Origin of the sequence: Sulfuricaulis sp. (genome assembly GCF_024653915.1) — a bacterium.
Classification (GTDB): Bacteria; Pseudomonadota; Gammaproteobacteria; order Acidiferrobacterales; family Sulfurifustaceae; genus Sulfuricaulis.
This window is the reverse complement of record NZ_JANLGY010000013.1, coordinates 199,456-213,741: the sequence shown is the minus strand read 5'-3', so window position 1 is coordinate 213,741 and position 14,286 is coordinate 199,456. Positions and strand designations below refer to the sequence as shown.

Below are 14,286 nucleotides of genomic sequence, written 5' to 3'. Positions count from 1 at the left end.
CATGCCGGGATGACGGCTTTGTTTAGATTTGAAACACCCTAGAGCGAAATGTGAACGCCCTCACCCCGCTCTCTCCCTGGAGGGGCGAGGGATTTTGAGATAGGTTCTAGAATCTCAGGCTACGCGCAGCTCAGCATGCCTGCCCAACACGGCAAGTGCTTTTTCCAACCGGTCGGCTTTCGTGGGGTGATGCGGATCCAGCATGCGGCGAGCTTCTTTCTCGTCGATGCGCAGGCGGCGCGCAAGCTCGACCCGGGTGATACCGGTTTTACGCATTTCCAGGTAAAGCGCCGCCTTGAGAGCCGTTTGCACCGGGACGGCGATGGAATGCTCTCCCCGCTTCAACTTTGAGGCCTTCGGGATATCAAGGTCACTCATAATCCGGCCTTCGAGTGCCGCCTGGAGCGCTCCCGCTGCTTCCTCCAGACACTCGTCGGTCGTCTCGCCTTGGGTGATAGCCTCGGGGATATCACGAAAGGTTACGACATAACCTCCGTCCTTTTTGTCCGGGGTAAACCGGGCGGGATAAAGAAATTCGCGCATAATTAATTACCTCCGTTAAATCTCGGTTCTCGACAAGCCTAGCTGTTTCAACATCGCATACATGGTTCCCGTTTTGAGTTCATCCTTGGGATTACGGACCACGGTGCGCCGGTCACCGAGAATCAATACACCGTGGCTACCTTTGCCCATCTCTGAGTGCCATTCACAGTGGATCCCTCGCGCCTTGGCATATTTTTGCACCCGGCGGATAAACTCATTGCCTCGCATGGAAAGAGTATCGGACAAATATGTCCGATTGTCAAAGAGCTGGGAGGGCTAATGCGACTTTTCAGGTAATAATTTCAGCTTGCCTTCTATGCAGCGATACGACTGACCTTGGGTGGCCTGCGTTTCGCCTCCCATAAGTCATAGGCAGTCTGCATCGAGAGCCACATTTCTGCGCTGGTGCCGAGCGCCTGAGCCAGGCGCAGCGCCATTTCTGCGCTCACCCCGGCGCGGCCGTTTAGCAGTGCCGAGAATGCCTGCCGGGTAACGCCCAGCCGGCGCGCCGCTTCCGTCACCGTCATGTCCTCTGGCAGATACTCGCGCAGCACCTCGCCAGGATGAGCAGGACTACGCATAGCCATATCGACACCTCGCTCAGTAATAATCGACGTAATTCACGCCCAACATCAACTCCCCGCCACCGTCATGTTTTCAATAAGGATCGAACCGCTGCGGATATTGCCGCGGGTATCGACGTCGCTGCCGACGGCGACGATACGGCGGAACATGTCCTTGAGGTTGCCGGCGATGGTGATTTCCTCCACCGGATACTGAATCTCGCCGTTCTCGACCCAGAAGCCGGCGGCGCCGCGGGAATAGTCGCCGGTGATGGTGTTGACCCCGAAACCGATAAGTTCGGTCACCAGCAGGCCAGTATTCATGCGCTTCATGAGCGCGGCCAGATCTTCTTTTCCCGGATCAATAGTTAAATTATGCACACCGCCGGCATTGCCGGTGGTCGGCAACTTGAGCTTGCGCGCGGAATAGGAATCGAGCACGTAGCCCTGCAGAACTCCATCGCGAATCAGATCGCGTGGTTTTGTTGCCACACCTTCACTGTCGAACGCTGCACTGCCCTGCGCGCCTTTCAGATGTGGCTGCTCGTGAATGCGCACGAAATCGGAGAACACCGGCTTGCCGAGTGCATCCAGCAGGAACGAGGCCTGGCGGTAAAGGCTGGTGCCGCGCACAGCACCAATGAAATGCGACACCAGACTGGTGGCGAGCGGCGCTTCGTACAGCACCGGGCACTGGCGCGTGGAGAGCTTGCGGCTGCCGAGCCGGTGCAGGCTGCGGCGCGCCGCCATCTGACCAACCGACTCCGGCGATTCCAGATTTTTTGCGTTGCGCGCCACGGTGTACCAGTAATCGCGCTGCATGCCGACCTCGTCCTGCGCGATCACACTTACCGACAGGTTGTGGCGCGTGGCCGCAACCGTGCCGAGAAACCCGTTGCTGTTGCCATACACTTCCAGTCCTTCGTGCGAGGAAAGACTGCCGCCCTCGGAATTGGCGATGCGCTTGTCTATGGCACGCGCGGCGGCTTCAGCGGCGCGCGCAAGTTCGATGGCCCGGTCCGTGCCCGGATTCCAGGGATGATACAGATCGAGATCAGGAATATTTTTCGCCAGCCGTTCCGGGTCGGCGAGGCCGGCGCAGTCATCCTCGGCGGTGAATTTCGCAATAGTACTGGCGGCGCGCACGGTTTCGCGCAAGGCCTTTTCGCTGAAATCGGTGGTGCTGGCCGAACCGGTGCGCTGTCCGAAATAAACAGTTACGCCCATGCCTTTGTCGCGCGTGTGCTCCACGGTTTCGACTTCGCCGAGGCGCACTGTCACTGACAGACCCTGGCTGATATTCACACCGGCCTCGGCCGCGGTGGCGCCGGATTTTTTCGCTTCGGCGAGAACCTGTTCGACAACAGCAGCGAGGCGCTTACGCGATTCTTTGTCCGCCACGGCGGAGCTGGCAACGATGGCGCTACTCATGCTGCGTGCCTCCCACGGTGAGGCTGTCGATCTTGAGCGTCGGCTGACCCACGCCCACCGGCACACTCTGGCCTTCCTTGCCGCAGGTGCCGACACCGGGGTCGAGCTGCATGTCGTTGCCGACCATGGACACGCGCGTGAGCACGTCCGGGCCGTTACCGATCAGGGTCGCACCCTTGACCGGCCGCGTGATCTTTCCGTTTTCGATGAGATAAGCCTCGGAAGCGGAGAACACGAACTTGCCCGAGGTGATATCCACCTGCCCGCCGCCGAAGCTGACGGCGTACAGGCCTTTGCTGACCGAGCCGATGATTTCCTGCGGATCGAATTTGCCATTCAACATATATGTGTTGGTCATGCGCGGCATCGGCAGGTGCGCGTAGGACTCGCGCCGGCCATTGCCGGTAGGCGCGACGCCCATGAGGCGCGCGTTCATCGTGTCCTGCATGTAGCCCTTGAGAATGCCGTTCTCGATAAGCACGGTGTTCTGCGTCGTCGTGCCTTCATCGTCCACGTTGAGCGAGCCGCGCCGGTCGGGAATAGTGCCGTCGTCCACCACCGTGCATTGTTCGGAGGCCACACGCTGTCCGATGCGCCCGGCAAAGGCGGAAGTGCCCTTGCGATTGAAATCGCCTTCGAGCCCGTGGCCGATGGCCTCGTGCAGCAGGATGCCCGGCCAGCCGGGTCCGAGCACCACCGTCATGGTGCCAGCGGGCGCGTCCACGGCCTCGAGATTCACCAGCGCCTGGCGCACCGCCTCGCGCGCGTAACCCAGCGCGCGGTCTTCCTGATTGAAATAATCGTAGGCAAAGCGGCCACCACCACCATGACTGCCCGATTCGCGGTGACCGTCCTGCTCCACGATCACGGTGACGTTGAGCCGCACCAGCGGGCGCACGTCACCGGCCATTACGCCATCCGAACGCACCACCAACACCACTTCATGTGTCGAGGCCAGACTTGCCATGACCTGTTTCACGCGCGGGTCCTGCGCACGCGCTTCTTTTTCCACACGTTCGAGCAATTTCACCTTGGCGTCGTCGGGCAAGCTCGCAAGCGGATCATCCTGCCGGTAAAGCTGGCGCCCCAGCTCGCCGCGGAAAGCCGCCGGCGCGCGCGACGGCGCGCCCTGCTGCACGATGGCACGTGCGGCGCCGGCCGCCGACAGCAGCGCGGGCAAAATTATTTCATCAGAATAGGCGAAACCGGTTTTTTCTCCGGCGACAGCGCGCACGCCCACACCCTGTTCGATGCTGTGACTGCCGGATTTAACCTTGCCTTCTTCGAGCGACCAGGATTCGTGCCGGCTGTACTGGAAATAAAGATCGGCATAATCCACGCTGCCCGACATCAGCTGGCCCATGAGGCGTGTCAGCTCCGTCTCGCCCAAACCAGCGGGTTCCAGCAGCGACTGGCGCGCCAGTGTCAGCCTGTTCGCGCTCATATACTAAGCTTCCGGTGCCGGATGCTCGGCAAATTCTTGCGCACGTCTTGCAGCCGTGTGCGGTCGCAATCGGCCATGATGCTGCCCGCACCGTGCGGGAGACGCGCCAGGACTTCACCCCAGGGACTCACGACCATGCTGTCACCATAGGTTTCACGCCCGTTGGCGTGACGGCCGTCCTGCGCCGCGGCAATGACGTAGACGAGATTTTCAATGGCGCGTGCGCGCAGCAGTACTTCCCAGTGGGCCTTGCCGGTATGCGCGGTAAAGGCCGCCGGCACGGCGAAAATTTCCGCGCCCTTTTCGAGCAGGCGCCGAAAAAGCTCCGGAAAGCGCAGGTCATAACACACGGCGAGCCCAAGCTTTCCGTACGGGGTCTCGACCACGACAATATTTTCTCCGGGTTCAAAATTGTTTGATTCCTTATACTTTTCGCCATTGTCCAGTTGTACATCGAATAGATGAATCTTGTCATAGCGCGCCACGCGTTTTCCCTGATCGTCAAACACGAGACAAGCGGCGCGCACCTTGTGAGCTGTTTTCGTGCTCAGGGGGATGGTACCACCCACCAGCCACACATGATGCTGGCGCGCCTGCGCCGCCAGAAAATCCTGCATCGGCCCTTTTCCATCCGGCTCCGCCGCGGCCAGACGATCGGCGTCATTCAGCGGCATGAGCGCGAAATTTTCCGGCAGCACCACGAGTCTTGCGCCGGCCGCGCTTGCGGCGGCGATCAATCGCCCGGCCTCGTCAAGATTGTCCGGTACCCGCGGCCCGGATACCATTTGCACCGCCGCCATCGGCGTCATGGCGTACCTGACGCGTTCTCGCGAGGAAGGAGAAGGACTGGCGCGATGGGCATCGGGGAAAGCGATAACTTCTGTGAACAGGATCGAATCCGCTGCATGCCGCTAGAATATCACTGACGCGCGGCCTCATCATCTGCCCCGCCCGTTTCTTTCGAGGTATCGGCAACCTTGCCCTTGATCTGCTTGTTGATCACCGGATTGTCCCACGGCCCCTTGACCACATACGTAATGCGGGTTCCCGCCGCGATCTGTTTCTTGAAAATCTTTTGCACCGCCAGCACCGCCGCCGCCACCTGCGGCCCCAGAACGCCCCATGTCGCGAGCGTGACCGTGTTGCTGAGTTTCGGCTGTATTTCGATTGCCAGATCGAAATCCTCCGCCGCCAATCCGATGCGCCCACCAACATCGATCTGCGTGGCCGGTCCGCGTATGGAAAAACCCCGGGTATAGGCATTGCCCTGCTCGATGCTGACCTTGCCCTCGATCTGGTCGTAAATGAAGCCCTTGCCGAACACCGGCGTGAAATCGAGCGTCAGGTAACGGCCGATGGCGCTCAAATCGAGCAGGCCAAACAGGCGTCCAGCGCCCGCCCTGACCTTCACAAAGCGGCCTTTTTTTGCCGAGACGTTGAATTCACCGTTCAGCTCGGCCAGCTTGGGCGTGGTCGGCGAACCCGGCCACGCCAGGTGCGCCTTGATAGCCACCTCGCCTCCCGCCACCTGGTCGGGGGCGCCGAACGCCGTCACGGTTTCTCCCAGATTGGCGCTTTCAAAATCAATGTCGAAATCGCTGGCATGCGCATTGCTGGCGAACTGCCAGTTGCCGCTGACATTCAGCTTCATCTCGGGACGAATCAGATTGAACCGCCGAATGCGCCAGCCGTTGTCAACCGGAATGGCCATGAAGTCGAGTTCTCCCAACGACCTGTCGCGCAGTTCAAACGATTTGCTGCGCAATACCACGGTGGGCAGACGACGCGGATCCACGGGCACGTCACGGCTTTGATGGTGCTTGTCCGGTATGGCCAGCCGGTCAAGGTCCATTTCAAACGCGGACGCGGCGGCTGTAGCGGAATACTTCATCTTTCCGGCCACGGAGCTGCCGCTGACCGTACCGCTCCAGTTATCCTTATTACGAAAGACATCAAGAGAGAGATGGCCAAAGTCTCGATCGAACATGGTTAGCGTCTGCACATTGGCGCTCACATGCGTGAGCGCCTCGGTCACACCACCGCCTCCGCCCAGCAACGGCCACCATTGATCGTAATCCACGGCTCCCAGATCGGCGCTGATGTGCAGCTCGCGATTTTTGGGTGGAGTCACCTGCGCTTCTCCGAAGCCGACACGCCCACCGGAAAATTTCCAGGCACCGTCCTGGCGCGTAAAGGCCAGCTTGCCGCCCATGCGGGTGCCGACACTCAGACCCAGCAAAATGTTGTCGCGGTGCGCGGACTCGGTCCGGACCACCAGCTTCTCGTCTGCCAGACCGTCGGGCCTGTCCAGCGGCGCCGGCAGCGTCACTTTGAGGCCGCGCAGATCGGCCTCAGCATGCAGATCCCCGGCCTCCTTCTTTCCTTGCCAGGAACCAGTCCAACTGGCACTGCCACTGATACGCGCGGCGATTTTAGACCCCATAACGGGCGCTAATCCTTGCGCCGTAATGGCGCCCTGGCCATGAACAACCAGCTGGCCTTCGCGCTGAGCGGCGGCCACCACGGTTTCGCCGCCGAGAAAACGCGCACGTACATTACCCTCGCGCATTCCCGTTTCCGTGAACCGCACATGACCCTCGATGTCCTCCACGGCCACCGGCGAGCCAGAAAATCGCAACGAGTTTTTCATGAACCGATACTCGCCCTGGATATGGCTGGCATGTGCTTCGTGCAGCGGAATCGTCAAATCCAGGCTGAGTATGCCTGCGCCCGATCCTTGCAAACCAGAGGGCAAATAAGACAGCCAGCGCGCGCTGCCGGACTCGGGCTTTATCTCGCGCAGAACATTCAAAGTTTCGCCGAGCGCTCCGCTTACTTTGCCGCCGACGTGCACGACATGATGTCCCGCACCGGAATCACGCGACGTCACTACCACCTGCATGGCATCGAGCTTGCCGATTTTTCCGCTGCCAACCACCGTCACCTCGGAACCGTCGATCGCAACGTCCACCTCCGCCAGCCTGACCGGTTCCCAGCCGGGCAGATAACGGTAAACACCCTGTCGTACATGGCCGCGCAACTCGAATTTGCCCGTACGGTGGGGGAATGGAAATTCGCGAATCGGACCGTCGTAGATCAGATAGCCTTGGGTGATTTCACCGGCGACAAAGGCACGCTCCATCCAGGCAAGGGTGCCGGGCGCCAGATGCGAGGCTGGATAATAACGGGCGGCATGCGCGCCTTTGCCGTCATGAAAATCGACGCGCAGCTTCAGAACAGGCGATGCGGCATGATCGTGCGGCAGTTGCAGGCTGAGCTTGCCTGTCCCACTTGCGTCCGCGCCGGCCACTCGCAGACTGTTCCCCTGGACCAGCCAATAATCGGCGTATTTTTCCCAGCTCAGGTCACCGCTGACGCGCTCGGCCGCCAGTGGTTGGCGGAACAGCCAGGGGAGGGACAACTTCATGCCAATGGAATCGATTCGAAAGTTTCCGGTGTCACGCGACAGGGATAAATGTCCGCTCAGGCCCTGAACACCGGGATATTGCTGAGAGGAAAGTCCCGTGCCATCCCTGATATCTGCTTCCAGGGAATAATTCTCAGGCGACATCCAGTCGCCGACCAGTCGCAGGCTGAAATTATCGACACTACCCTCCGGTTTGGCCGCCGGCCAGGCGTCAAGCAGTTCACCCGATTTTCCGGGGAAATTTCCGGCACTTTCGGAAATTTCTTTTTTCAAACGCACAACAAAGCCAGTGACGTCATCCAGTTTCACATGCTTGATCTGGATCTCGCTCTCATCCGGCCGATACACGACGCGCAAATGCCCGCCTGCCCACGGCGGGCCGTTCAGTCCCAGCTGGGGATTGGCCACGTCGAGTCGCCAGCCCGTGCGTTTGGCGCGCCAGGCCAGATCGCCACTGGCCTCGCGTATCTCGATCGGCAAGCCCCATCCTTGTATCGGCAGTCGGAGTCCGGAAACCTTCGTGTAACCCTTGACCGACACGGGGCGACCTTTCTCCCAATCGGACTGCAGTTGCAAAGCGAATCGTCCGCGAAAATTACCCGGAAGTTTCTCGCGCGCGATCAAAGGCAGGGCGCTGATATTGATATGGCCCGCGCGCAAATAGATATCGCCATCCCACTCGGACGATGCCAGCGGATTTCCCGTGATGTCGATTGCGACCGAACATCCATCGCACATACCGTCCGGGAAATCAGCGCTGAATTCAAGGCGGTGACGGTCGCCGTTGTTACGCAGACTGAGATTAACGCGCCCCAGACGCACGGCTGGGCCGGTCTCGCGGTGATCGAACCATTGCAATTCGCCGTTTTCGATTTCGAGACGCCCCTGCTGAAACAACCAACCAACAAACTTCTCGTCCGCACCATGTCCCGTGTCCTGCAACGGATCGAATCCGGAAATGCGGAAGCGCCCGTCGGACAGACGCTCCAGCGCCAGACTTGGATTCACAACTACCAGGCTGTTGATTTCGAAATTTCCCCAGAGCAGGGGCAACAGGGCAAGACTGAGGCGCATCTCGCTCAGACGAATAGTGGGCTTGACGCCGTCAGTCGCATAAACCTGCAAGCCTTGCAGGCGCGCGCCGGGGTGAAACCCGTCCCAATAGGCGTGCAATGACTCAATCCGCACCTGATGCCCGGAGCGTTCACTCAGATCCAGCTCGAGATTGAGTTTCTGCTCTGTGATCATCGGCAGCAGAAAACGCGCGATGAGGAAAACAATCGTCAACAGCACCAACATTGCCGTCGAGATGTACAGGGTCCAGCGGCTGACGTGCAACGTCACGCGGCCGATATGAAAGGCGTATTGGCGCAGTCGCTTCTTCATGTCAACGACCGCTCTGGCGCCGGCTTGCCTGAAGGGTTCATGTCACTATTCTGCCGCATCCGGACCCAAAGCAGAAAAGAATAAACGGGAACTTGAGGAATAAATCCTTTGAGACAGTATTTCCGGGGAAGTTCATGCACGCCGGCAAACGCCGGCTGGCTAGCGCCCAGTGCCCGAAGCAAACGCTCTTTCGGCAATTAGCACAGATGACTGCAATGAACGATGTGTCCATGAGCGCTACTGCCGCCGTCTCCGAAAGAGCTGCGCCTCGGGATCCGGCGGCTACATCAACACCACATCATATTGTTCCTGCGTGTAGAGCGGTTCCACCTTGAGCTGGATGGGCTTGCCGATAAACTCCTGCAGCTTTGCCAAGCTGCCGGCTTCCTCGTCGAACAACAGATCAATCACCGGTTCGGACGCCATCACCAGATAACCATCGGCACCGTATTGGCGCGCTTCGCGCAGGATTTCGCGGAAGATTTCATAACAGACGGTCTGCGGCGTCTTCACCATGCCGCGCCCCTCGCACACGGAACAGGGCTGGCACAGGACATGTTCGAGACTCTCGCGCGTGCGCTTGCGCGTGAGCTCCACCAGCCCGAGCGGTGACATCTCCGTAATGTAGACCTTGGTGCGATCGCGGCCAAGGGCCCGCTCGAGTGCGCGCATCACCTGGCGCTTGTGTTCGGCCTCCGCCATGTCGATAAAGTCGATGATAATCATGCCGCCCAGGTTGCGCAGCCGCAGTTGGCGTGCAATGGTTTGCGCCGCTTCGAGGTTGGTCTTGAAAAGCGTCTCTTCCAGATTGCGACGACCGACGTAGGCGCCCGTGTTCACATCGATGGTGGTCATGGCCTCGGTCTGGTCCAGGATCAGATAACCGCCGGACTTGAGCATGACCTTGCGGTCGAGGGCCTTCTGGATTTCATCCTCGACGGAATACAGATCGAAAATCGGTCGCTCACCTGGATAATGTTCGATGCGTTCGGCAACCTCGGGGATGAACTCGATACCGAAATCGCGCGCCTTGATGAAAACCTCGCGCGAGTCAATGCGGATCTTCTCGACGTTGCCACGCACCAGATCACGCATGGCGCGCAGCGCCAGCGACAGGTCCTCGTGGATCAGGCTGAGTACAGGCGCGCTGCGGATGCGTTCCTGGCAGGCGGCCCACACCCGGCGCAGATAACGGATGTCGGTTTCGATTTCCTCTTCTGCCGCTGCTTCCGCCAGCGTGCGCAGAATGTAGCCACCCTCCTCCATACCATCCGGCATCGCGGATTTAACCAATGCCCGCAGGCGTTCGCGCGTCACCTCGTCACCAATCTTCTGCGAAATGCCGATGTGCTTGCTGTAGGGAAGGTATACCAGATAGCGTGCCGGCAGCGTTATCTGCATGGTCAGGCGCGCGCCTTTGGTGCCCATGGGGTCCTTGAGCACCTGCACCACCACTTCCTGTCCGTCCCGCAATAATTCATGAATGGGCGGCGGCGAGCTGGCGCCATTCTCGGCGCTGGAAACCAGGCGGATGTCCGAGGCATGCAGAAACGCCGTACGCTCGTGTCCGATGTCGACGAACGCCGCCTGCATGCCCGGGAGTATCCGGACTACCTTACCCTTATATATGTTTCCGACAATCCCCCGGCTGAGTGCGCGCTCGATGTAGACCTCCTGCAGCACGCCGTTTTCGACAACCGCGACGCGGGTCTCCTGCGGAGTGACGTTAATTAAAATTTCTTCGCTCATGCCTTCCTAAATAAAAAGATTAACCGCCAAGACGCCAAGAACATCAAGTTTTGTGAACTTGAAAACCGCCTTTCTTGGCGGCCTTGGCGCCTTGGCGGTTCAAAATCATATTCACTTTGTTTCTGACTCTATGCTCCGCAGAATACCGTCCAGCTCAAACAGCGGCAGTCCCATCACGCCGGAGTAACTTCCCTCCAGTTTCACGACAAATGCCGCGGCGCGCCCTTGAATCGCATAAGCCCCGGCCTTGCCCACGGGTTCGCCGGTTTTCCAGTATTGCTCGATTTCCGCTGGCGTCAGCGGGCGAAACGTGACGCGGCTGGTACTCAGCGCTGTATATTCATTCTCGTGATTCCAAATGCAGACGGCGGACAAAACCTCGTGCGTGCGGCCAGACAGGCGCCGCAGCAAATCCATGCCATGCGCCGCATTCTCCGGCTTTCCCAGAATTTCACCGTCGAGCACCACCTCCGTGTCCGCACCCAGCACCGGATGGGCCGGCAGCCCACGCTCCTTGACCAATTGCGACACCCAGCGCGCCTTGTCGCCCGCCACGCGCGTTACGTATTGCGCGGGTGATTCTCCCGCCTCGCGGACCTCGAGAATATTGGATGGCATGGGATCGAACTCAACACCGAGTTGGCGCAGCAATTCCTGCCGGCGAGGAGAGGCAGAGGCTAGATAGATCTTGAAATCGAGTAGCAAGTGGCAAGTTCCAAGTAACAAGATCAAATGATTATACCTTCCTGGTTTCCGCTTTTACTTGCTCCTTGCTACTTGAAACTTGTTACTGTTGTTATCGATGATATGGCAGATTCTGAACGATACTCCAGGCGCGATAAAGCTGCTCGGCCAGTACCACGCGCACCACGGGGTGCGCCAAGGTAAGTTTAGACAATGCCCAGCGTTCTTTCGCGCAATCGAGACACGCCGGCGCCAACCCTTCCGGTCCGCCAACCAGCAAGGCCAGATGCTCGCCGCTAGCTAGTTGCCTTTTGAGTTCCCCGGCCAAGACTTCGGAGTCGAGCTGTTTTCCCGCCCGGTCGAGCGCTATCACGCGCGCGCCGGCGGGAATCGCGTCCAACTGGCGCACGCCTTCCTGCTCGACAACACGTCGCAGGTCGGCGCCCTTGGCGCGCCGTCCGGCGGGGATTTCATGCAACACGAGACGACACTCACGCGGCAGGCGTTTGGCGTACTCCTGATATCCGGTTTCAACCCACTCGGGCATGCGGTTACCGATGGCGATGATATGAATTTGCATATTGAGTTTTGAACCGCCAAGGCGCCCAGACGCCAAAAAGTCGGAAATTCATTTTTTCACAGCTTTTGCTTTTCTTGGCGTCTTGGCGGTTTTCCTGTTTTCAACTGCTTCAATGCGCCTAGCGTCGGACCAGAGCTTCTCGAGGTTGTAGAAATCGCGCGTTTCCTCGCGCATCACATGCGCCACGACATCGCCAAAATCAATCAGCACCCAATCGCCGATTTTGCCACCCTCGACGCCCACGGTACGAACACCATGCTCTCGCAGCGCGTCCACAACCTTGTCGGCAGAGGATTGCACGTGCCGACTCGAGGTACCGGTAGCTATCACCATGTAGTCGGTGAAATCGCAAACCTTGCGCACATCGAGTACCGCGATATCACGTGTCTTGGCATCTTCGAGAGCATTCTGAATCCAGCGTTGGGTCTTGGTTGCGGTAGCGGCTTTCGGCATCAGTTTTCTCGATTAAGATAGATTCGGTTGGCGCGAAGGTAATCGAGCACGGCGGGCGGCAACAGCCCATCCACTGCTTCGCCACGCGCAATGGATTCGCGGATATGCGTCGCGGAAATATCTTGAGGTGTGACTGTCTGAAAATAAATCCTTCCCGCACTGGCCTGGGCGAGGTCACCCGCAGTACGCGCAAGACGGCCACGCGCCCATGACGGCAGCGTCACGCCTGCCGGAATATTCCATCCCGGCCGTGTCATCACGATAAAATGCGCCAGCTCCGGCAGCCGCTGCCATTGATGCCAGGTCCCAATGCCATCGAAGGCGTCCAGGCCCAGCAGCAGGCACAGTGGACGCTCGCTGAATTCCTCACGCAGAGATTCCAGCGTCAGCACGGTGTACGAAGGTCCACCACGCCGGATCTCACGGTCATCCACGCGCAACCCGGGGAATTCGGCCACCGCTAGCTCCACCATGCGCAGTCGCTGGTCCACCGTGGCCAGCGGCGGCCGGCGATGCGGAGGATGGGCGGCGGGGATGATTCGCACTTCCGCCAAATCGAGCGCGCGCAATACTTCCTGCGCGGGACGCATATGGCCATAGTGAACAGGATCGAAAGTGCCGCCAAGAATGCCAATAGGCTTCACTTAGGGATTCACCACGGAGAGCACAGAGGGTGCAGAGAATAGCAAGTGGAGCGGGTCAAAACGTGCGTCTCTGAAACGAATCTCTCTGCGATCTCTGTGTACTCTGCGGTGCAACATTATTTCCGGATATGCCCGTCCCCGAGCACGACGAATTTCACTGACGTCAGCCCCTCGAGACCGACCGGGCCGCGCGCATGCAGCTTGTCAGTGGAGATGCCGATTTCGGCGCCGAGTCCGTATTCAAAACCGTCGGCGAAACGCGTCGAGGCGTTGACCATCACCGAGCTCGAATCCACCTCGCGCAGGAAACGGCGCGCGCGGGTAATGTCCTCGGTCACGATGGCGTCGGTGTGCGCCGAACCATAGCGCGCGATGTGATCGATGGCCTCTTCGACATTATCCAGAACGCGGATGGAAAGAATCGGCGCCAGATATTCCGTGTGCCAATCCTCTTCCGTCGCGGCCTTGATGCCGGAAAGAATCTTGCGCGTGGCTTCGCAGCCGCGCAGCTCGACACCCTCGTCTTGATACATTTTTCCCAACACGGGAAGAACCTTGCCGGCCACGGCACGTGCCACCAACAGGGTTTCCATGGTGTTGCAGGTACCGTAGCGTTGCGTCTTGGCGTTGAACGCCACTTTCACGGCCTTGTCGAGGTCGGCCTTGTCGTCAATGTACACATGACACACGCCGTGCAAATGCTTGATGACGGGGATGGTGGCCTCGGCGCTGATGCGTTCGATGAGCGACTTGCCGCCACGCGGCACAATCACGTCCACGTATTCCTTCATGCGAATCAGTTCGCCCACGGCGGCGCGGTCGGTGGTCTCGATCACCTGCACAGCATCTTCCGGCAGGCCAGACTGTTTGAGTCCGGTCTGGATGCAGGCGGCAATGGCGCGGTTCGAGTGAATCGCCTCGCTGCCGCCGCGCAGTATGCTCGCATTGCCGGATTTCAGGCAAAGCCCGGCGGCGTCGGCGGTGACATTCGGGCGCGATTCATAAATGATGCCGATCACGCCGAGCGGCACGCGCATGCGCCCCACCTGAATGCCGGAGGGGCGGTAATTCAAATCGGTGATCTCGCCGACGGGATCGGGAAGCTGAGCAATCTGCCGCAGGCCCTCGGCCATGGCCTTGATACGCGCGCCATTCAATTCAAGCCGGTCGAGCATGGCGGCATCGAGGCCCTGGGCCTTGGCAGCGTCGATATCCTTCTTGTTCACCGCGATCAGCGCTTCGGTCTGGCGCTCGATTTCAGAAGCCATGGCCATCAGGGCGGCGTCCTTGGCCGCCGTCTCGGCGCGCGACATCGCACGCGCCGCCATACGCGCGCGCTGCCCGACTTCCTGCATGTAGCGCTTGATGTCCATGTCGGCGGT

The 14,286-nt window shown here is 59.6% G+C and carries 13 protein-coding genes; all 13 read right to left on the bottom strand.

Annotated elements, in window-relative coordinates; all coding sequences use genetic code 11:
• Positions 1–114: 114 nt before the first annotated feature.
• Positions 115–543 carry a type II toxin-antitoxin system HicB family antitoxin gene (locus NUV55_RS07530; protein ID WP_296671715.1) on the bottom strand — a complete coding sequence of 143 codons (429 nt, stop codon included), beginning with the start codon at positions 541–543 and terminating at the stop codon, positions 115–117.
• A 15-nt stretch (positions 544–558) separates the two neighbouring features.
• Complete coding sequence (locus NUV55_RS07525) at positions 559–789, bottom strand: type II toxin-antitoxin system HicA family toxin (RefSeq protein ID WP_296671714.1); 231 nt, start codon at positions 787–789, stop codon at positions 559–561.
• A 68-nt stretch (positions 790–857) separates the two neighbouring features.
• Complete coding sequence (locus tag NUV55_RS07520) at positions 858–1,130, bottom strand: HigA family addiction module antitoxin (protein ID WP_296671713.1); 273 nt, start codon at positions 1,128–1,130, stop codon at positions 858–860.
• A gap of 45 nt (positions 1,131–1,175) precedes the next feature.
• Positions 1,176–2,537 (bottom strand): metalloprotease PmbA, encoded by a 1,362-nt coding sequence (pmbA, locus tag NUV55_RS07515; protein WP_296671711.1) that lies wholly within the window; start codon positions 2,535–2,537, stop codon positions 1,176–1,178.
• Positions 2,530–3,981: a metalloprotease TldD gene (gene tldD, locus NUV55_RS07510; RefSeq protein WP_296671710.1), complete on the bottom strand. Its 1,452-nt coding sequence runs from the start codon at positions 3,979–3,981 to the stop codon at positions 2,530–2,532. Before tldD ends, pmbA begins: the two co-directional genes overlap by 8 nt.
• A complete protein-coding gene (locus tag NUV55_RS07505) occupies positions 3,978–4,790 on the bottom strand; it encodes a carbon-nitrogen hydrolase family protein (RefSeq protein ID WP_296671708.1) in 813 nt (270 codons plus the stop codon). The genes tldD and NUV55_RS07505 overlap by 4 nt, the downstream gene beginning before the upstream one ends.
• Positions 4,791–4,900: 110 nt before the next feature.
• Positions 4,901–8,794 (bottom strand): YhdP family protein, encoded by a 3,894-nt coding sequence (locus NUV55_RS07500; protein WP_296671707.1) that lies wholly within the window; start codon positions 8,792–8,794, stop codon positions 4,901–4,903.
• Positions 8,795–9,076: 282 nt separating this feature from the next.
• The gene (gene rng, locus NUV55_RS07495; protein ID WP_296671706.1) at positions 9,077–10,543 is read right to left on the bottom strand and encodes a ribonuclease G; all 1,467 of its coding nucleotides are present in this window, start codon (positions 10,541–10,543) and stop codon (positions 9,077–9,079) included.
• A gap of 111 nt (positions 10,544–10,654) precedes the next feature.
• Positions 10,655–11,275: a nucleoside triphosphate pyrophosphatase gene (locus NUV55_RS07490; protein WP_296671705.1), complete on the bottom strand. Its 621-nt coding sequence runs from the start codon at positions 11,273–11,275 to the stop codon at positions 10,655–10,657.
• 64 nt (positions 11,276–11,339) lie between these two features.
• Complete coding sequence (gene rlmH, locus NUV55_RS07485) at positions 11,340–11,807, bottom strand: 23S rRNA (pseudouridine(1915)-N(3))-methyltransferase RlmH (protein ID WP_296671703.1); 468 nt, start codon at positions 11,805–11,807, stop codon at positions 11,340–11,342.
• 48 nt (positions 11,808–11,855) lie between these two features.
• Positions 11,856–12,260 (bottom strand): ribosome silencing factor, encoded by a 405-nt coding sequence (gene rsfS / locus NUV55_RS07480; RefSeq protein WP_296671702.1) that lies wholly within the window; start codon positions 12,258–12,260, stop codon positions 11,856–11,858.
• Positions 12,260–12,904, bottom strand: a complete 645-nt coding sequence (gene nadD / locus NUV55_RS07475) for a nicotinate-nucleotide adenylyltransferase (protein ID WP_296671700.1) — start codon at positions 12,902–12,904, stop codon at positions 12,260–12,262. Before nadD ends, rsfS begins: the two co-directional genes overlap by 1 nt.
• Positions 12,905–13,020: 116 nt before the next feature.
• Complete coding sequence (locus NUV55_RS07470) at positions 13,021–14,277, bottom strand: glutamate-5-semialdehyde dehydrogenase (RefSeq protein WP_296671890.1); 1,257 nt, start codon at positions 14,275–14,277, stop codon at positions 13,021–13,023.
• Positions 14,278–14,286 lie beyond the last annotated feature (9 nt).